At 59.6% G+C, this 18,439-nt stretch carries 17 protein-coding genes; 5 read left to right on the top strand and 12 right to left on the bottom strand.

Going from position 1 to position 18,439, the window contains the following annotated elements:
• The first annotated feature begins 202 nt into the window (after positions 1-202).
• Both RUI03_RS14690 and RUI03_RS14685 read left to right on the top strand, forming a co-directional pair.
• On the top strand, positions 203-814 hold the full coding sequence (locus tag RUI03_RS14690) for a TetR/AcrR family transcriptional regulator (RefSeq protein ID WP_317288220.1): 612 nt from the start codon (positions 203-205) through the stop codon (positions 812-814).
• 32 nt (positions 815-846) lie between these two features.
• Positions 847-2,121 (top strand): FAD-dependent monooxygenase, encoded by a 1,275-nt coding sequence (locus RUI03_RS14685; protein WP_317288219.1) that lies wholly within the window; start codon positions 847-849, stop codon positions 2,119-2,121.
• On the opposite strand, the gene RUI03_RS14680 is transcribed toward RUI03_RS14685, so the two are convergent.
• The 9 genes from RUI03_RS14680 to dnaK form a co-directional block, all read right to left on the bottom strand.
• The gene (locus RUI03_RS14680; protein WP_317288218.1) at positions 2,098-2,625 is read right to left on the bottom strand and encodes a TIGR02281 family clan AA aspartic protease; all 528 of its coding nucleotides are present in this window, start codon (positions 2,623-2,625) and stop codon (positions 2,098-2,100) included. The two genes, RUI03_RS14685 and RUI03_RS14680, sit on opposite strands and share 24 nt — an antisense overlap.
• Positions 2,615-4,264 (bottom strand): amidase, encoded by a 1,650-nt coding sequence (locus RUI03_RS14675; protein ID WP_317288217.1) that lies wholly within the window; start codon positions 4,262-4,264, stop codon positions 2,615-2,617. The genes RUI03_RS14680 and RUI03_RS14675 overlap by 11 nt, the downstream gene beginning before the upstream one ends.
• A gap of 56 nt (positions 4,265-4,320) precedes the next feature.
• Positions 4,321-5,088 carry a 4-hydroxy-tetrahydrodipicolinate reductase gene (dapB, locus tag RUI03_RS14670; protein WP_317288216.1) on the bottom strand — a complete coding sequence of 256 codons (768 nt, stop codon included), beginning with the start codon at positions 5,086-5,088 and terminating at the stop codon, positions 4,321-4,323.
• Positions 5,085-6,239 carry a molecular chaperone DnaJ gene (gene dnaJ, locus RUI03_RS14665; RefSeq protein WP_317288215.1) on the bottom strand — a complete coding sequence of 385 codons (1,155 nt, stop codon included), beginning with the start codon at positions 6,237-6,239 and terminating at the stop codon, positions 5,085-5,087. Before dnaJ ends, dapB begins: the two co-directional genes overlap by 4 nt.
• 160 nt (positions 6,240-6,399) lie before the next feature.
• Positions 6,400-7,008 carry a hypothetical protein gene (locus RUI03_RS14660; protein WP_317288214.1) on the bottom strand — a complete coding sequence of 203 codons (609 nt, stop codon included), beginning with the start codon at positions 7,006-7,008 and terminating at the stop codon, positions 6,400-6,402.
• A gap of 113 nt (positions 7,009-7,121) precedes the next feature.
• Positions 7,122-7,547, bottom strand: coding sequence for a hypothetical protein (locus RUI03_RS14655; RefSeq protein ID WP_317288213.1), 426 nt, complete (start codon positions 7,545-7,547; stop codon positions 7,122-7,124).
• Between the two features lie 114 nt (positions 7,548-7,661).
• The gene (locus RUI03_RS14650; protein ID WP_317288212.1) at positions 7,662-8,177 is read right to left on the bottom strand and encodes a hypothetical protein; all 516 of its coding nucleotides are present in this window, start codon (positions 8,175-8,177) and stop codon (positions 7,662-7,664) included.
• Between the two features lie 351 nt (positions 8,178-8,528).
• Positions 8,529-9,299, bottom strand: coding sequence for a DUF2306 domain-containing protein (locus tag RUI03_RS14645; protein ID WP_317288211.1), 771 nt, complete (start codon positions 9,297-9,299; stop codon positions 8,529-8,531).
• A 113-nt stretch (positions 9,300-9,412) separates the two neighbouring features.
• A complete protein-coding gene (gene dnaK, locus RUI03_RS14640; protein WP_317288210.1) occupies positions 9,413-11,335 on the bottom strand; it encodes a molecular chaperone DnaK in 1,923 nt (640 codons plus the stop codon).
• A gap of 289 nt (positions 11,336-11,624) precedes the next feature.
• Between dnaK and RUI03_RS14635 the strand changes: the two genes are divergently transcribed.
• On the top strand, positions 11,625-12,839 hold the full coding sequence (locus tag RUI03_RS14635) for a transferrin-binding protein-like solute binding protein (RefSeq protein WP_317288209.1): 1,215 nt from the start codon (positions 11,625-11,627) through the stop codon (positions 12,837-12,839).
• Positions 12,840-12,860: 21 nt separating this feature from the next.
• Here RUI03_RS14635 and RUI03_RS14630 read toward each other — a convergent pair whose 3' ends face one another.
• Both RUI03_RS14630 and grpE read right to left on the bottom strand, forming a co-directional pair.
• A complete protein-coding gene (locus RUI03_RS14630; RefSeq protein ID WP_317288208.1) occupies positions 12,861-14,213 on the bottom strand; it encodes a surface lipoprotein assembly modifier in 1,353 nt (450 codons plus the stop codon).
• Positions 14,214-14,247: 34 nt separating this feature from the next.
• A complete protein-coding gene (gene grpE, locus RUI03_RS14625) occupies positions 14,248-14,880 on the bottom strand; it encodes a nucleotide exchange factor GrpE (protein WP_317288207.1) in 633 nt (210 codons plus the stop codon).
• Positions 14,881-14,967: 87 nt separating this feature from the next.
• Here grpE and cutA point away from each other — a divergent pair, with 87 nt between their 5' ends.
• Both cutA and RUI03_RS14615 read left to right on the top strand, forming a co-directional pair.
• Complete coding sequence (gene cutA / locus RUI03_RS14620) at positions 14,968-15,285, top strand: divalent-cation tolerance protein CutA (protein WP_317288206.1); 318 nt, start codon at positions 14,968-14,970, stop codon at positions 15,283-15,285.
• A 101-nt stretch (positions 15,286-15,386) separates the two neighbouring features.
• On the top strand, positions 15,387-17,396 hold the full coding sequence (locus tag RUI03_RS14615; RefSeq protein WP_317288205.1) for an HWE histidine kinase domain-containing protein: 2,010 nt from the start codon (positions 15,387-15,389) through the stop codon (positions 17,394-17,396).
• A 3-nt stretch (positions 17,397-17,399) separates the two neighbouring features.
• Here the strand turns inward: RUI03_RS14615 and hrcA are convergent, their stop codons facing one another.
• Positions 17,400-18,434 (bottom strand): heat-inducible transcriptional repressor HrcA, encoded by a 1,035-nt coding sequence (hrcA, locus tag RUI03_RS14610; RefSeq protein ID WP_317288204.1) that lies wholly within the window; start codon positions 18,432-18,434, stop codon positions 17,400-17,402.
• Positions 18,435-18,439: the final 5 nt, after the last annotated feature.

Here is an 18,439-nt window from a genome sequence, read left to right as displayed (position 1 = left end):
AATCAGTTCGTTAACGGGGACACACGCAAGGCCCAGTTTTGGGGGGCACAGGGTTAAGCGTTCTTTACGCTCACCGAAAAAGTTGACGAATTGCCGGTGATTTTACAGCGCAAATTTGAACCCGTCATCGGCGCGTTAAAAGGGGTTTGTTCACATACCGTACCGTATGGTCGGCAGTCTGCCGTTCGTTCCGGACCCGAAAATGAGCATCACCGCCCCTTGTGAAAATCAGATCGCCCCCCCGCTGCCCCCGGCCCGATGGCGACGTGAGCACTGGGTTGATCTGGGCCTGACATCGCTGGCGGCGTCTGGCCCGGACAGCCTCAAGATCGAACGGCTTTGCGAGGTCGCGGGACGCAGCAAGGGGTCCTTCTACCATCATTTCCACGATCAGCAGGCGTTTATCGACGCCCTTCTCGAGCGCTGGCGCGCAAGCCACCGCGCAAGCGTTGCCGCCGCGCTATCGGCGGTTCAGAACCGCCGGGAGTCCATTGTCCTGCTGGACTATCTGTCTGCCCGTACCGATCCGGCCCTTGAGACCGGTATGCGGCGTCTGGCCCATATCAATACCGCCGCCCAGGACGCTATTGCTGAAACTGATGCGGCACGGATCGACACGATCGCCAGTCTCTATGCCGGCAAGACCGATGCCGTTCAGGCCCGGGAACTCGCGGAGATCGAGTATGCGGTTTATGTGGGGCATCAGGTACTGGGGCGCGATTTTGCCGATGGGGCCATGGCGCGTCGCGCGGCGCTCTTTCGCCTGATGGTCAAGACGGTCATCCGCCTTGCCCCGCGACCAGATGGGACCTGACAAGGCGCCAAGTGCGGCCTATGTCGGAAGGCATGGAACACAAAGCTGATATCGCGATTGCAGGGGCCGGTCTGACCGGCCGGTTGATGGCCCTGGCGCTGGCACATACCGGGCAGGATGTCATTCTGATCGATCCGGCCCCCCAAAATGGCAGCATCCGTGACGGCCGAACAACCGCCCTCGCCTTTGCGAGTGTCCGCCTGTTCCAGCGTCTGGACCTGTGGGAACCGCTCGCGGCCGACGCTGGGGAAATCACCGATATCGTAGTCACGAATGGTGCACCCGCCGACCGCTTTCGGCCCGGACGACGCGCGGGCCATCACCTGCATTTTCCATCGACACTGCTGACACCGGGCAAAGATGGCTCCCCCCTGGGTCACATTGTTGAGAATGCGGCCATGAACACGCTGTTTGCTGAGCGGGTCGAAGCCAATGAGCGGATCACCACCATTTTCGGTCAGGGCGTCAGCAGCGTTGAACCCACCACCGGTCGTACGATCCTCACGCTCAGCGAGGGTGACACGGTGGCGGCGCAATTGCTGATCGCCTGTGACGGAAAGTTCTCACGCCTCCGTGATCGTTTTGGCATCAGAACAATACGGCGGCCCTATGATCAAAAGGCAATCATCTTCAACGTGAAGCACGACCTGCCCCATGGCGGCGTCGCCCATGAGATGTTCTATCCTTCCGGACCGTTTGCCATTCTGCCCATGCAGGGCAACCGATCCTCTATCGTCTGGACCGAAGACGCGGCGACAGCCGACGCCTTCATGGCGCTTGATGAGAGTCAGGTTCTGGCCGCCGCGAGGCAACGCATCGGCGACCATCTGGGCGATATCAGGCTGGTGTCGGACCGGGCGATCTATCCCCTTAGTCTGATCTTTGCGCCCCATCCTGTCGGAGACCGTTTCGCGTTGGCGGGGGATGCCGCCCACTCCATTCATCCGATCGCGGGCCAGGGGTTCAATCTGGGCGTCAAGGATATCGCCGCGATGGCCGATGTCGTGGCAGAGACCGCCGGCGCGGGCCTCGATGTCGGGCACGGTACGATGCTGGAGAAATACGCGCGGTGGCGCGGCTTTGATGCTGGCACCATGTCGCTCGGCACCGACGCCATGAACCATCTGTTCTCAAACGATCTGGCGCCCGTGCGCATGGCTCGCAGTTTCGGCCTGGGCATCGTCAACGCGATCGACCCGGCCCGCCGCGCCTTCATGCGCCATGCCGGCGCTGACCTTGGTGACCTGCCGCGTCTGATGCAGCCCTTGCGCGAAGGTGAAGCGTCACCGGTCAAGCGTCAGGCGTAGCCCCTCGGCGGTCATTTCTACACGGTCGAATTGAGAAATGACATTCATGCCGAGCAGACTGATATCCAGCTTGTCGTCCGGCAGGATCATGATGCCAACATCGCCAAAATAGGCGTAGCCGATTTCCACATCCCGCACGGTATCGCGCGCTGCCATGATAGTGCCATTGGCCGTGGACACCGAATGGGTGAACGCCCATCGGCCGGGCCTGATCCCGACGCGGTTTGCGTCGCTCTCGCGCAGGACAGTCGTCGTCGCACCGGTGTCGACCAGAACATTGATCCGTGTGCCGTCAAATCGCGCTTCGGTCAGGAACGAGCCGTTCATGGAGCGTCGGATCAGGATCTCTTCCGTCCCGCCGGTCGTCCGCACCACCTTGGGCGCATCAATGCCCGACGTCGCGCCGACCGTGAAACGCCCCTCATCATCCGTCGCCCGAAAACCCATGACGATGAGGAAAAGCGCGAGAACGCCGACAGCGATGAGGCCGTAATTATTGCCCATCTGTATCCTGCCAGGTTGTCACCGCCGCCGATGTCGCCTCAACATCCATCGGGCCGCGGGCGAATGTCGGTGTCATGATCTTTTCGCTGCGCTGCTCGTAATTGTATCCGACATTTAGAACGTCTGTGTCCTGCCATTTTCCAGCCATCACGCTGAGCCCGACGGGCAATCCCCGGTGCGACCCCATCGGCACGGTGATATGTGGATAACCGGCAATCGCCGCCATCCAGCCGAGGCCCACACCCTTATTGTCGTAATTGTCGCCATAGACAGCATCGATCAGGAAGGCCGCCGGCAGCGTCGGCGCGACAAGGACGTCGACATCATTCGATGTCAGCATGTCGTCGATACCGTCCTCACGCGTTGCTTTCAGGATCGACGCAAGCGCCGTCTGATAGGTTTCATCCTCAAGACCGGGCAGCTCCTCAGACTGGGTGAAGATCGACTGGTCGAACAGAACCAGCTCGCGCTCATCCGCGTCGTTGAAGGCGATCAGATCTGCCAGCGAACGGCTTTCGACACCCGGCGCGGCATTGGCGAGGTAGTCATTGAGCGTCGCCTTGAACTCAGCCTTCAGCACCAGATATTCATTCGCGCCCAGATCATCCGGCGTGTCTTTTTTCTCCACATCGACGAGTACAGCGCCCGCTTCCTCAAGCACGGAGAGGGCTTCGTCAAACGCTGCGGATACCTCCGGCACATCGCCGGTGGCAAAGCGCATGACGCCGATCCGCACACCCGTCAGATCATCGGTCAGGGCTGCGGCATAGTCGGTTTTATTGCTGTCCGAATCGGCCGAGGCGGTGTCCACTTCATCCGTGCCCGCCATGGCGGTCAGCATGATCGCAGCATCACGGACAGAACGTGTCATCGGGCCGGCCGTGTCCTGAGTGGAAGAAATCGGCACAATGTGCGTCCGCGGCAGAAGGCCAACGGTTGGTTTAAACCCGACGATGCCGTTCATGGTCGATGGACAGATGATTGATCCATTTGTCTCTGTACCGATTGTCAGGGGCGCCAGCATGGCGGCGGCGGCGGCACCGGAGCCCGATGACGAGCCGCAAGGCGACCGGTCAAGGCTGTACGGATTGCGGGTCTGTCCGCCGAGGCCGCTCCAGCCACTGATCGAGTCTTCCGACCGGAAATTGGCCCATTCGCTCAAATTCGTCTTGCCAAGGATGATGGCGCCTTCAGCCCGCAGGCGCGCCACAATCGGCGCATCGCGTTCAGTCATGTTGTCGCTCAATGCGCGTGACCCTGCCGTCGTGGGCATGTCGAGCGTTTCGACATTGTCCTTGATCAGAACAGGGACGCCGTGAAGTGGTCCGCGCCACCCGGTCTCCGCCGCCTCGGCATCAACCGCACGGGCGTCTTCAAGAGCATTGGGGTTGAGCGTCAGTACCGCCTGAAGTGCCGGGCCCTGATCATCGAGCGCAGCAATCCGGTCGAGATAGGCCTGCACAGCCTCTTCTACGGTCAGGTCGCCGGCACGATATTTCTCTGCAAGGTCACCGGCCGTCATTGCGGGCGCGGCAGGAACAGCGGCGGGCGGCTTATCGCTGCCCAGGGACGCGGTCACCGTGGTTTCACTGCTACATGCTGCCAGCAGTACCAGTAGAGAAAATACAGGTTTGATCATCGACGTCCCTCATCGCGCAATATCAGGGGACAGCTTAGCGGATCCGCCATTCAGCGCTAGTCGGCGGCTTGTCCCATGCCGAGAACATCGCGCATCGAATAAAGGCCGGGCGCACGCCCCTTGGCCCATTTGGCGGCGACGAGCGCGCCCTTGGCGAAGAGCGACCGGTCCAGCGCTCGGTGCGAGAGGGTCACCTGCTCTGTTTCGCTAATCAGTGACACATCGTGGTCACCGATGATGCCGCCGCCGCGGATGACTGAGAAGCCGATCTGGCCTTCCTGCCGTGCACCGGTCTGGCCTTCACGGGCGTAGACCGCCGCTGCGTCGAGCTCGACATCACGGCCTGCCGCCGCCGCATGACCCAGCATCAGCGCCGTCCCCGACGGGGCATCGACCTTAAATCGATGGTGAGCCTCGGTAATTTCGATATCAAAATCTTTGAGCAGCCCCGCGGCCTGCTCGACCAATGCGGTCAGCACGTTGACGCCGAGCGAGAAATTACCGGCCTGCACGATGGGGATATACTTCGCCGCGCGCTCCACCGTCGCCTGCTGATCAGCATCAAGCCCGGTCGTGCCCGTGACGAGGGCCACGCCCTTGGCCGAACAGGCGGTCGCAAATTGCGCCGCCGCCTTGGGCAGGGTGAAGTCGATCAGCACATCGGCCGGCGGCGCCTGATTGACGTCGGGAAACACGGGTCCACCCGTCGGCGTCGATGGATCGCAAAGAAAGCCGGAGAAGACACTGTCCTCATCAAGTTCAACAGCCCGATAGACCTGTTGCCCCATACGGCCCGACGGCCCGGATACGAGAATCCGGGTCAATTATTCGCTCCCGCATCGCGGATATTGTCCCAAAAGTCCTTGGCCTTGTGGAAGAAATTATTCGACTGGGGACAGTCATTGCCCGCCCCCTCGGCACAGAATTCCTTCAGCAGCTCCTTCTGCCGCGGCGTCAGGTTGGTCGGTGTCTCAACCTTCAGGTCAACGAACATGTCGCCCCGCGTCTTGCGGCGCAGCTGGGACATGCCCTGCCCGCGCAGGCGGAACTTCCGGCCGGTCTGGGCGCCTTCGGGCACCTTGATTTTCACTCGGCCGCCGTCAATCGTCGGCGCCTCGACCTCACCGCCCAAGGCGGCTGTCGCCATGGGCACATGCACGTCGCAGTAAAGGTCAGGCCCGTCCCGCTCGAAAAGTTCGTGATCGGCCACGCGAACGAAAAGATACAGATCACCAAACGGGGCGCCACGCACACCCGCCTCCCCCTGTCCGGTCAGGCGGATGCGCGTCCCATCCTCGACCCCGCCGGGAATTTCCACCTGCAAGGTGCGATCGGTGCGGATCCGCCCCTGGCCACCGCAATCATCGCAGGGTTCGGTGATCACCTCACCATTGCCCTGACAGGCGGGACACACCCGCTCGACCGTGAAGAAGCCCTGCTGCATGCGTACGCGGCCTGCGCCGCCACAGGTTGAGCAGGTGCTCGGCTTCGTCCCCGGCTTCGCGCCAGACCCCACGCATGTCTCACACGCTTCAGAGGACGGCACGGTGATGTCCTGCTTCACGCCATCAAAAGCGTCGCGCAGCGAGATTTCCATTTCATATTTCAGGTCAGCCCCGCGGCCAGACTGCTGGCGGGCGCGGCCCCGACCGCCGCCCATGAACTCGCCAAAGATATCCTCGAACACATCCGAGAACGCACCCGATGAGAAGCCGCCCGGTCCACCGCGACCGGCGCCGTTCATACCACCCTGTTCAAAGGCGGCGTGACCAAAGCGGTCATAGGCGGCCCGCTTCTGCTCATCCGAGAGCACCTCATAGGCTTCATTCATTTCCTTGAATTTCGCCTCGGCAGCGGCATCCCCCGGATTGCGGTCGGGATGGTATTTCATTGCCTGCTTACGAAAAGCGGACTTGATCGCGGCCCCGTCGGCACTGCGCTCAACGCCCAGAAGTGAGTAATAGTCCTGTGCCATGCAAAAACTTCAGTCCAACTGTCAGTGTTGTCTCTCAACACCGGTAGGTGGGTGGGAGAGCGGCAATTCGCAAGACGCCCGCGCGCCTTTGCGGGGTCAAAGTCGATCCCATTAACGGCTTCTTGGACGAAAGGGAACCGGGGGCGGGGATGCAGTTATTTCAACGGCGAATGACCGTCAGCCGCCGCTGAAGGCGGTCGGTCACCCCGAACACGCTCGCCGACAGGATCACGATGGTTTCCGCCCCGTGTGGCCACCCCTCGGGCCAGGACGGCAACCCCATTATGACATCAGCAAGAAACGCTGCGGCGACCGCGATCAAAAGAGGCAGCGCGAATTCGAAATTCTCGAATCGAGCGCGGTAGGCGAGCAACACCTTGCAATGCGGGCAATTCACGGGAGTCGAGGCTCGACGATTGTACTGACGTCGCGTCTTTCGCCACAGACCTGTGTAAAGATACACTTCAGTGAATTCGTCGGGCGAGATGGTTCCGCCGCAGGAAGGACAACGCGGCCATCGGGCTGGCATTAAACCGCGGCGGGCCGGAGTGGGTACCACGTCCTGGCGAACCGGGATCCACTTTGTCTCGGGCACATAAGGCGCCTGCCTCGCCGATTGGTCGAAAGGCCGATATTTAATGAATTGGGTCAGCGGCTTGGTGCTCTGCGCATTGAGCCGTTCCGCCTCAAACCGAAAAAACTCATCGGCCGACGACCATTCGGCGCCGGTTCCGAGATCTTCGTCCTTATTGAAGTTCCGCTCTCCCATGATTTTCATATTGGCAGAGGCGCACGAGCGGTCAAGGAGGCGCTATCCTCGTTCTGTTACCGAAACGAGCATTTTTTCTTCGGCGGTTTGTCCCGTCAGAATGACGGCGGACATCACCCTTGGTGGAGAAGGCGATCGAGCGACAGACGGTCCTCACGCCGGAAGGCCAGCATGATCAGGGACGCGACGAACACGGTAGTGGAAGGGAAGAACAGCAGTGTCGGCTCCGCCTCCCCTGTCCACAGATAGAGGCCAAGTGGATCAGCGAGGTGTCGCCAGATCGCGATCGCGCCGCACCCGAGAGCCAGGGCCTGAAGCGGATAGACGATGAACCGCAATGCCCCGAGGATGACGAGCACACCCAGGCCGACCTCTGCCACGGCCAGACCCGTCTGGATGGAAGCATCGCTCAGGAGGCCGCCATAATAGCGCTCGGACAGATGGGGTCCCGCCGCGGGGTTCATCAGCTTCATGCTGCCCCAAATAACAAGCAACAGGCCGGTGGAAGCCCGGAGGGCAAGAAGGAGCGCAGATTTCACGGTGAGATGTCTCATCAAGGCGTCGATGGGCAGATCTTCGGGTCAGCCGACCAGCAGGTTACAAACAAAAAAGGCGCTCCCGAAGGAGCGCCTTTGGTGTTGATCTGTCGGTGATCAGGCTATTGCTGCCTTGCGACGACAGGCGACCACGAGGCCGCCGAGCGCAGGGGCGAACAGGAGCGCAGCAGCAGGGACAGGCACCGCGTCAGCAGGGCCACCGAGCTCTAACGTGATGTTCGTTGAGCGGAAGGCGCCGAACAGACCGGATGTCCGGAAAAACAGCTCCGAACCGCCGGCCTGGCGAAAATCGATCTGAATGTCGTTGGTAAACGGAGAAGAGGTAGTCGTACCGTTCACATTACCGCCAAACCGCGCAACAAAGTCATCGCCAATAAAACCAAAGGTGAACAGCGTCGTGTTCGTCTCATCGAACAGATAACCGTCGATCATCAGGGACAGAGAATAATCCAGTACTGTCCGCAGACCTGGTCTGGTCGATTCTTCATAGGTGACCGAGAATGTGCCATTGACGGAATCGACCGGTGACGTGTCAGTTCCGACAAAGTCGGTGAAACCCGATGCGGTGAACGCTACGTCCAGTGTGGCCGTGGCGGCGCTGGCGGCGCCCATGACAAGAGATGCAGCAGCAGCAGCGACGATAGACCCGAACTTTATTGGGAAACCCCCTACTGTAATACTTTCACCAAGAAAGCACCGGACAGCTAAAATACACAAGTCATTATTTTTATTAGGTTAACCACCCTAGTGGGTTGTTTTTGCGGGTCGCCTACTACTTTCTACGGAGACAAAAAAGCCCCGCCGAAGCCAGGCATTTTGTTGACTTGGTTTTGGCGAAAGGCGTCAAAGCGCTCTCAAATCCCGGCGGCGCATGGCAACCAAACCGCCAAGAGGATGAGGCGTAAATCTCTTCGAGCGGATAGTGAGTACTCTCGCCTTATCGCAGCCCAAAGGTCGCAAAGCCTACAGGTTCGGGAACCACATTCCCAACGTGGCTACCGTGACGCCCACCGCCATTGCGACCGCAGCGACGAGGAGAAAGAGAGATGCTGCAAATTTAGCACTGTTTCGACGCGATGCTTCGACCCTCAAATAGACCTCATAGCCCACGAGCGGCAAGAACTGCAGGGCTGCCATGGCATCCAGAAACCATCCGGAACCCGTATTGGTATCAATACCGACGCCACCGGTAGTAACGAACCATACCATCACAAAGACCCGGAAGAACCAGACAGCGCTGGCCGCCAGGAAAAGTCGCGTCGCCCATCGCCGATGGACGGCGAACCGTCGCGCGATGGCGTTCTGCAGGGTGGCATAGGCGAAGATCAGGATGAATAGCGACTGCAACAGAAATCCCAGCCGCATTGCCCACGCGCCGATATCTCTAACGAACAGCATGTAGAGACCTGCAAATACGGCTAGAATCGCAGCAACTACAAAAATCCGACCGTTCCAATGGTGAAATGTCGGGAAACGTTTTCGCACGGAAGGGACCAACTGAAGTGGTCCTCCTAGATGGGCAATCAGGCCAAGGAAGAGATGAGATCCAACGACAACGTTGCCCAAATGATTACCAGGGACATAGGCGTTGGCGAGATGTTCATTCCACGCCAGCAGGTCGTTTGACAGGAGGCTGCCGCCATAGGTGTGGATAATATAGGCCGCAAATATCCATTGCCCGACAAGGACGGGAATGTACCAAATCGCGGCACTAATGCTAAGAAATTTCGACACGCTGCGCTCCCTCACCCGCGTCGTTCATATATCGTTTTTCGATAAATAACAAGTCGAAGATACAAAAAAGCCCGGCCGGAGCCGGGCTTTTCCTCGCACGTCATACTTAACGTTTATTTCTTTTCGTCGCCGTCGACTTCTTCATAGTCGGCATCGACGATTTCGGCATCCTGCGCCGCGTCGCGGGCAGCGTCTGCCGCAGCGGCCTGATCTTCAGCGTCGGCATTGCCTTCGCCATAGATCGCCTCGCCCAGCTTCATCGACGCCGTGGCCAGGGCCTGAACCTTGGCGTTAATGTCGTCCGCGGACGAATCGTCTTTTTCGACGACGGTCTTCAGCTCGGCAATCGCGTCTTCGATGGCCTTCTTGTCGGCGTCGCCGATCTTCTCACCATGCTCTTTCAGGGAGCTTTCGGTGGAGTGGATCAGGCTTTCGCCCTGGTTCTTGGCTTCGACGCGTTCGCGGCGCTGCTTGTCCGCATCCGCATTGGCTTCGGCGTCCTTGACCATCTGTTCGATATCGGCGTCGGACAGACCGCCAGAGGCCTGAATGCGGATCGACTGTTCCTTGCCCGTTGCCTTGTCCTTCGCCGAGACGTTCACGATGCCGTTGGCGTCGATGTCGAAGGTCACCTCGATCTGCGGCACACCGCGCGGTGCAGGCGGGATGGAGGTCAGGTCGAACTGGCCCAGCATCTTGTTGTCGGCCGCCATCTCACGCTCACCCTGCGCGACGCGAATGGTCACGGCAGACTGATTGTCTTCGGCGGTCGAGAAGACCTGGGATTTCTTGGTCGGAATGGTCGTGTTCCGGTCGATCAGGCGGGTGAAGACACCGCCCAGGGTTTCGATCCCCAGCGACAGTGGCGTCACGTCGAGCAGCAGGACGTCTTTCACGTCACCCTGCAGAACGCCGGCCTGGATCGCGGCACCCTTGGCCACAACTTCGTCCGGGTTCACACCCTTGTGCGGATCCTTGCCAAAGAACTGCTTCACGACTTCCTGGATCTTCGGCATGCGGGTCATCCCGCCGACCAGAACCACTTCGTCGATGTCGCTCGGGTTCACACCCGCATCTTTCAGGGCCGCTTTACAGGGCTCGATCGTCCGCTTGACCAGATCCTCAACCAGGCTTTCCAGCTTGGCGCGGCTCAGTTTCACGTTGAGGTGTTTCGGACCCGACGCATCGGCCGTGATGTAGGGCAGGTTCACTTCATACTCAGAAGCGGACGACAGCTCTTTCTTAGCCTTTTCGGCTTCCTCACGCAGGCGCTGGAGGGCCAGCTTGTCCTGGCGCAGGTCGATGCCCTGATCCTTCTTGAAGGTATCAGCGAGGTAATCGACGATGCGAAGGTCAAAGTCTTCACCCCCAAGGAAGGTGTCACCATTGGTCGCCTTCACTTCGAAGACGCCGTCGCCAATCTCGAGCACCGAAATATCGAACGTACCACCACCAAGGTCATAGACGGCAATCGTCTTGCCTTCCTGCTTGTCGAGGCCATAGGCCAGCGCAGCGGCTGTCGGCTCGTTGATGATGCGCAGAACCTCAAGGCCAGCGATCTTGCCGGCGTCTTTCGTGGCCTGACGCTGGGCGTCGTTAAAGTAGGCGGGAACCGTGATGACGGCCTGGGTCACAGGCTCGCCCAGATAGTTCTCAGCCGTTTCCTTCATCTTGGTAAGGACGAAGGCGGAAATCTGCGAGGGGGCGTAGTTTTCGCCGCGGGAAGAAACCCATGCGTCGCCATTGTCACCTTTGACGATCTCATAAGGCACCATGCCCTGGTCTTTCTTGACCGTGGGATCGTTGAAGTTACGACCGATCAGACGCTTGATCGCATAAAAGGTGTTGTTCGGGTTGGTCACGGCCTGACGCACGGCGGGCTGGCCGATCAGGCGCTCACCGCTTTCGTTGAAGGCCACAACGGATGGTGTGGTGCGGTTCCCTTCTGCGTTCTCAATGACTTTGGCTTCTTTGCCTTCCATCACTGCTACGCAGGAGTTGGTCGTTCCAAGGTCGATGCCAATCACTTTGGCCATGTACATTCTCCATAATCAGCAAGCCGCGGGATCGGTGCTCGTAACGGCAGCGACAACGCTTGTCACCACCAAAGCCACCAATGTTGCAGCCTCTTCGAGGTGTGTGGGTGAGGTTAATCCTCTTGGTCCGCGCCGGATATAAGGAGCCCTCATCACGCCTTCAACAGGTCTGCCCCCTTCCTCGCGCAGGAAAATTTGCACTGTCCTTTCGCTTGTCGGCTTAAAGGGCTGTTCACCTCAATGCGCTAGAAAATGGCGAATTTTCTTGTGGTTCGAGGGATTGCCCATCATGCGCGTTGACCATTTTTCGGTAGTGGCCTTGGCCGCCTGTGGCCTTGTTGCATGCGCCAGCTCCGGGACACCGGACAGCACCGATCCGATCCGTTTTGAAGATTCGGGCGTCGTCGCTCCCCAACGCAACCTGCTGCTCTCCGACCTGTCGTTCGGCTCTCCGGGTCAAGCGCGCGCGGTTGATGAAGAATTTGATCTGGTCGTCACGGCTTTCCGTGCCGACTTTGCTGAGGATGGTGACCCCGGACCCTTTGGGAACGGTCCGAACGGTCTGGTTCGCGACAGCGACGGCAGCGAAACGTTCGGTAGCGGCAATACCATGACGTACAACGCAGCCCTGAATGAATTTCATTTTGAGATCGAAACCGATGCAGGTTCTATAGATCAACGCCTGTACGATATTCTGCTGCAAACACCTCAAGACATTCTGCAGGACAATGCCGCGGTCGCCAAATTCTATGCTTCAGGCGCAAACGGCTTTTCGGCCCGCTGGCCGCTTGAAGGCATTGACGCAAACAGCAACTGGCAGAGCGTCGCCACCAAACTGGAAGAAATGCAGGACTCCGATAACGAGGACGAACAGAAAAGAGCTGCAGATCTGATCGCCGCGGCGCAAAGCAACCTCGATTGCTGCGATCAATTCTTGTATTACTATTCTATTCCCGATGGATACGGCTATTACGAAGCCACGAAAATGGACGATGACGAACGGCCGGAGCGGTCGACCGAAACCGTCGCGATTGGCAGCTTTTACGAGTTCTACGACAATGGCGAAGAGCAGGTTGTCCACCTCATCTTTGGCCACCGCACGCCGCTGGGCGAAATGCCAACCTCCGGCTCTGTCGACTATGAAGGCAAAATCGTCGGGACGGTCCTGACCAACAACTCTATCCGTTCGCTGACCGGAAGCGTTACGATGGACGTCAATTTTCTCACCGGACTTTTCGACCTGACCCTCGGCACGATCATTCGAGAAGGTGGCAACAACGGCAATGAGACGACGTTCTTCGACTACAAGGATCTTATCGGCAGCGGCGTGATCTCGGAGACGACCTTCGAAGGCAGTCTGACGGAAGTCGGGGGCGATTCGGTCGGTGAGTTCGAAGGCGCCTTCTTCGGCCCCGTGGCCAATGAAATTGGCGGAACGTTTGAGTTCGGAAACGATGTCAGCTATGCTTCTGGCGCCTTCACCGGCAAGCAGAAAGACGACTGATCGGCTGCGTTCTCCGCTCGTTCAGAACGAGCTGGTGAAACCGATATCGACACCCTGCTTCTCATAACTGAACAGGGAAATCGTCGAATCATTATCCGTGTAGCGATAGTTTAGCGACGGCGAAAACCCGGCCACACTCCAGTCCAGCTTGGCCAGACGCACGGCGATATCCAGCGTCTCATCCTCACGAAGTCGGCCATAGAAGCCTGAGAGGGCGTCATATTCCCGCGTGTAGAAAGTCGGCGACACGCCGAGCCGCACATGCGCAGGCAGGGTTGCGTAGGCCCCCAAGCCGTATGCCCACTGGGTGTTCGACTCCGTCTTTGCCTCCGCCTCCTCCCTTGTCAGCGAGGTCGATGCCATGATCGTGAGAGAGGGGGTCAGACCGTAAAAGCTCTGCACACCTGCACTGAGCACAGGACCATTGCGGTCGGGCCGAAAATCATAGTCCACCTCGGCGGCCGACAGCTGGATGCCCATCCCCCAGCGCTCTGTCAGAAGACGCTCTGCCGTCAGGGTCAGGCCGACACTGTCAGCATAGGGATCACCGCCAAAAAATCGCCGGTTGGCAGACAGGATCGCGGAGCCGCGCAGGCCGCGCGGGTTAAGGCCACCAAGGCGCAGGCCGATCTCTGCCCCTGCTCCCGCTTGGTCAAAATTGGAATGGGTGTAATCCATCATCGATCCGCGCACCGCCATGTGACCGCGCAAGCGCCGGGTCAGGATCGGACTGAAACTGCCCCCCACGCCCCAGTTTACGCCTATACCGGACTGGGCACGCGCCTCATCATCCAGCGGCAGCGGAATGAAGCCGAGAAAGTCGAAGGTCTCACTGGACGTCGCAGAATTGATATTGGTGCTCGGCGCGGCGGCGGCATTGACGCTGAACCGCACCGTCCGGCGCTGCTCGATCACGGCCTGTTCCTTGCGCACAAGCGCCGCCAGCGGAGCCGGAATATCGGAGTTTTCGAGGTGCCGCAGGTGTCGGGCAGCCCGGCGGTCATGGCCTGTTTTCATCAGTACCTGGATCAGGTCCATCCGGGTCGCGTGATCGGCCGGGTCGAACGCGACAAGGCCTTCGAGCAGGTCCAGCGCACGATCCTCATTGCCCCGTTTCAACGCGATCTTGGCCGCCAGTCGGTCGACCGGTCGCATGTCGAACAGGGTGCCGTCGCCCGTCGCCAGGGTGCGGAGGATCTGTTCGGCCTCGTCGTAGTGCCCTTCCGTTACCAGACGATCGGCGATCAGCAATGCCTGCTGCCCCGTCGTGGTGACCTCCTCGGCCCCTGCCGACAGGATAAACGCCGCCCCCGCCGCGCTGGCCATCAGGCAGCGGCGAAACGAAAACGGCCATGAAAAGCGACGCGTGAGCATCCCTCTTCATGGCCGCAAAATGGTTTATGGGGCGTTAGGCCTGCTCGGCAGCCTCAGCCCCGGTCGACACGGTGACCATGGCGGCACGGATGACCCGATCACCGATCAGAAAGCCGGGCGCGACGACGTTGACGACGGTATCCCGCGGTGCGCCGCCGCCGGGCACCTGCGCAATAGCCTGGTGCACGTTCGGGTCGAATTTTTCGCCCTCGGGGAAGATCCGTTTCACGCCATTACGCTCAAAAACGGTCAGCAATTCCTTTTCGGTCATGCGCAGACCATTCAGGAGGCCGTTGAGTGCCTCGGCATCCATGGCCGTCGGGTCGGCAGGCGCGAGTTCAAGAGCACGGGCGAAATTGTCTGACACCGACAGAAGATCGCGGGCAAAGCTGGAAATGCCGTAACGCGCCGCATCCTGCTTTTCACGCTCGGCTCTGCGGCGGGTATTTTCGAGTTCGGCACCGAGGCGCAGCGCACGTTCCTTGTGCTCCTCGATCTCGGCGGTCAGCTCTGCGATGCGCTCCTCGGCGAGACGCTTGATTTGCGCTCCATCCAGAACGTCGTCACGCAGATGCTCCGGGATCGGCTCCCCGAAATCCTCATCTGCGGCAGTGTCGAACGCCTCTGTGTCGGTCGGTTCGTTCATATTGCCAGGGGTATCGGTCATGATCAGATGCAGTTCCTGATAGCAGTTTTCATGGTGGACGTCGGCATGTACGGAGGCAGCCGCGTCACTTCAAGGAAGGAAGCGTTGATGACGGGTGAGATCGCAATTGTCCAGACCACTGTCGCCAGTCGGGAAGTGGCGGACACCATGGCGCGCGTGCTGATCGAGGAACAGTTCGCCGTTTGCGTGCATCTGACAGAGATCAACAGCGTCTATTTGTGGGATGGCGAAATCCAGCGGGATGCGGAGATCCGCTGCGAGTTCAAGACCACGGTTGAGCACCTCTCGGCTCTCGTGGAACGGCTGATTGAAATACATCCCTATGACGAACCCGAAATTCTTATACTGTCACCGGTTGCAACAAGTGATGGTTACGCGCGGTACGTGAGCGAAAATCTGCCGTAATCAGAAAATTCCCAATAGAAGCTTAGCTTTTTTCGGTTCTTATGGGCTCGACTTCTGACTTGGGCGGCATAACTCAGGTTATAGTTCAGGGGCAGTTTTTGATGTCGGGATCACCGATCTCTAGCGATGGTGCTTTGCAGTTTCTGGCTGGCGACAATGAAATGTCCCGCCGGATCAGAGACTATGACTGGACCAATCATCCACTGGGACCCGTCGAACAATGGCCGGAAGCCCTTCGCGTCTCCCTTGGCATCTGCCTGAATTCCGCCTTCCCAACCGCCATATACTGGGGTGACGAGCACTGGCTGCTTTACAACGATGCCTGGTCGACAATCCCGGGCCCCCGTCACCCGGACTGTCTTGGTGAGAGAGCCGAGGATGTGTGGCCCGACATCTGGTCGATCATCAAACCGCAATTTGACCAGGTGCTGCAGGAGGGACGAGGCCTCTCCCTGCACGATCAGATGCTGCCCATGGCCCGGCAAGGCGTGCCCGAGGAGACCTACTGGTCATACAATTTCACGCCCATTCTCCGCCTCAACGGTCAGATTGGCGGAATCTATAATTCCGGCATGGAAACGACCGCCCAAGTTATCGGGACGCGGCAGATGAAGCTGATCGTCGATCTGGAAGCGGCCCTTGGCCAAGCCAGTGACACCGACGATGGCCAGCGGCGCGCCATGGCAGAGCTTGGCGAGTATCTCAACGTCGACTCCCTGCTGATCACGACGACCCAGTCCGGTGAGACTCATCAGGTTGCCATGCAGCGCTGGACAAAGGACGCAGGCGACGCGCTCGAACCCATCGTCGATGCCGCCAGCCGAATTCAGTCTGTCCGTCAGGCCATCGTGGCGGGGCAGGCCAGCGCGATCAATGATCTTGCAGGGCTGTCGGCCACCGATCAGATGCTGCTCGGTCATACCGGCAGTGGCCATACCACCCGTAGTCTTCTGGTCGTACCACGTTTTATCGGCGACCTCATGGCAGGCACCGTCGTGGTTCAGTCCCAATCCGTTCGCGCCTGGAGCGAATACGACATCAGCGCCGTGAAAGCGGCGTATGAGCGAACCATGACATGGGTCGACAGAGAAGAATCGATCCTGCGCGAACGGTCGATGATGCGGGAGATCGATCACCGCGCGCGCAACGCTCTCGCCGTGGCTCAATCCGTGGTCCGTCTCACCACCGCTGATGACGTCGATACATTTCACCGCAAGGTCGAGGAGCGCATTGGCGCCCTCTCACGCGCTCACACGTTGCTGTCATCAGAACGGTGGACGAATATCTCCCTGCACCGCCTGATCGGGGAGGAGCTTGACCGGTTCTCCGACACGATCAACGCCACGATCCAGATCGATGGGCCAGACGTCATGCTGTCACCGCTCTATGCGCAGGCAGTGGCGATCGTGATCCACGAGCTGACCAGCAATGCGGTTCATAACGGTGTATTGCCTTACCAAGGCGGCGAGCTGTTTTTGAACTGGTCCGTCGACTCCCGGCAGTTCGTCCATTTGTCATGGGTCGAAATCATGCCGGGCGACCATACGCCAAAGTCCGATACGACCAGTTGGGCCCTTGAATCAGCGCTGATCGAACGGGTGGTATGTTCCCAATTGTCCGGCACCATCCAGCATCATCAGACTGAGACCGGCTTTGTCTGCGATATCGTGCTGCCCCTCAATGAACAGGTGTCCGAGCTGAACGTGACCGTAACGCAGCCGGAAGACGTCAAGCACAGCGATATTCCACAGGTCCTGATTGTTGAGGACGAAGCCATTATCGCCATGGATATCGAACAGATGGTCGCCGATGCAGGATATGGCATCTATGACGTCTGCGGGTCACTGGAAGAAGGACTGGCAGCGGTGGCTCGGGGCCGTCCGGACCTGGCCGTCCTTGACGCCAATCTTGCCGGCAAACCCTCCATCGAGATTGCGATCAAACTGGCAGAGATGGGCGTGCCGCTCCTCTTCTCCACCGGGTATGACCGGATTCTCAATTTGCCTTTCGATCTCAAAGACACCCCGATCCTGTCCAAACCGGTCAATGAGCGGCGACTGATCCAGACCCTCAACCAGCTTGCAGGCGATGCGTCACCTCACCTGCACTGACCGTCAGCGCATCATGCGGCTGACGACTTCCGCTGTGTAATCCACCAGCGGTATGACCCGGCCATAATTGAGCCGTGTCGGACCCACGACACCGATCACACCGATGATGTTGCGGTCGCTGTCGCGATAGGGTGACGCAATGACCGAACTTCCCGACAGGCTGAACAGCGGGTTTTCAGCACCGATAAAGATCCGCACCCCCTCCCCAGCCTTCGCTGCCGAGAGGAGATCGGAAATACCCTGCCGCCGCTCAAGATCGATGAACAGCTTCTGTAGCCGGCCCAGATCCGTCTCCGCCCCCTGGATCAGGTGCGCCTGCCCACGGATAATCAACTGCGGCGGTATGCCCGGCCGCCCTACAAGCTCGGCAATACCGCGTTTGACAAGGTCCGTGGTCAGGCTGTCGAGTTCGCCCTGTTTGGCCTCGATTTCGGCGGACACCTGACGCTCGGCATCCTGCAGCGTGCGCCCGGCCATCTGTGCATTGAGGAAATTGGCGGCCTGGATCAGGGCCGAGGCGGGCAGTCCTGCCGGAATCGTCAGAATGCGGTTCTCCACATCGCCGGCGCGGTCAACCAGCACCATCAGCGCCCGCGTGTCATCCAGCGGTACAAAACTGACATGTTTCAGCGGTCGGTCGGCCTTGTCGGTCACGATCATGGTGGCGGTCTGGGTCAGACCGGAAAGCTGGCTCGCCGCCCGATCGAGCAGGGCCGCAGCATCCCCCCTCGTCCCGGCCTCATCTTCCAGCGCGCGGCGATCCTCCGCTGAAGGCGCGCCGACTTCCATCAGGCCATCAACGAAGAGCCGCAGGCCAAGATCGGTGGGCATGCGCCCTGCCGAGGCGTGCGGCGCATCCAGCAGACCGATGGCTGCCAGATCGGACATCACGTTGCGGATCGTCGCCGGGGACAGGTCCAGCGCGGGAATACGGGACAGGGTCCGCGACCCGACGGGCTGTCCGGTATCGAGATAGGTTTCGACCAGTTGCTTGAAGATCGCGCGCGCACGCGCATCCATGTCATTCAGTGCTGCCATACCCC

Origin of the sequence: Parvularcula sp. LCG005 (genome assembly GCF_032930845.1) — a bacterium.
Lineage (GTDB): Bacteria > Pseudomonadota > Alphaproteobacteria > Caulobacterales > Parvularculaceae > Parvularcula.
This window is presented reverse-complemented; position numbering and strand designations above follow the sequence as displayed.

Excerpts from the sequence above, each read along its gene's own strand:
- dnaK (WP_317288210.1), bottom strand. The coding sequence starts at position 11,335 with ATGGCCAAAGTGATTGGCATCGACCTTGGAACGACCAACTCCTGCGTA.
- RUI03_RS14660 (WP_317288214.1), bottom strand. The coding sequence starts at position 7,008 with ATGGGAGAGCGGAACTTCAATAAGGACGAAGATCTCGGAACCGGCGCC.
- RUI03_RS14650 (WP_317288212.1), bottom strand. The coding sequence starts at position 8,177 with ATGGGCGCCGCCAGCGCCGCCACGGCCACACTGGACGTAGCGTTCACC.
- hrcA (WP_317288204.1), bottom strand. The coding sequence starts at position 18,434 with ATGGCAGCACTGAATGACATGGATGCGCGTGCGCGCGCGATCTTCAAG.
- grpE (WP_317288207.1), bottom strand. The coding sequence starts at position 14,880 with ATGACCGATACCCCTGGCAATATGAACGAACCGACCGACACAGAGGCG.
- RUI03_RS14615 (WP_317288205.1), top strand. The coding sequence starts at position 15,387 with ATGTCGGGATCACCGATCTCTAGCGATGGTGCTTTGCAGTTTCTGGCT.
- RUI03_RS14685 (WP_317288219.1), top strand. The coding sequence starts at position 847 with ATGGAACACAAAGCTGATATCGCGATTGCAGGGGCCGGTCTGACCGGC.
- cutA (WP_317288206.1), top strand. The coding sequence starts at position 14,968 with ATGACGGGTGAGATCGCAATTGTCCAGACCACTGTCGCCAGTCGGGAA.
- RUI03_RS14675 (WP_317288217.1), bottom strand. The coding sequence starts at position 4,264 with ATGATCAAACCTGTATTTTCTCTACTGGTACTGCTGGCAGCATGTAGC.
- dnaJ (WP_317288215.1), bottom strand. The coding sequence starts at position 6,239 with ATGGCACAGGACTATTACTCACTTCTGGGCGTTGAGCGCAGTGCCGAC.
- RUI03_RS14630 (WP_317288208.1), bottom strand. The coding sequence starts at position 14,213 with ATGCTCACGCGTCGCTTTTCATGGCCGTTTTCGTTTCGCCGCTGCCTG.
- RUI03_RS14635 (WP_317288209.1), top strand. The coding sequence starts at position 11,625 with ATGCGCGTTGACCATTTTTCGGTAGTGGCCTTGGCCGCCTGTGGCCTT.
- RUI03_RS14680 (WP_317288218.1), bottom strand. The coding sequence starts at position 2,625 with ATGGGCAATAATTACGGCCTCATCGCTGTCGGCGTTCTCGCGCTTTTC.
- RUI03_RS14690 (WP_317288220.1), top strand. The coding sequence starts at position 203 with ATGAGCATCACCGCCCCTTGTGAAAATCAGATCGCCCCCCCGCTGCCC.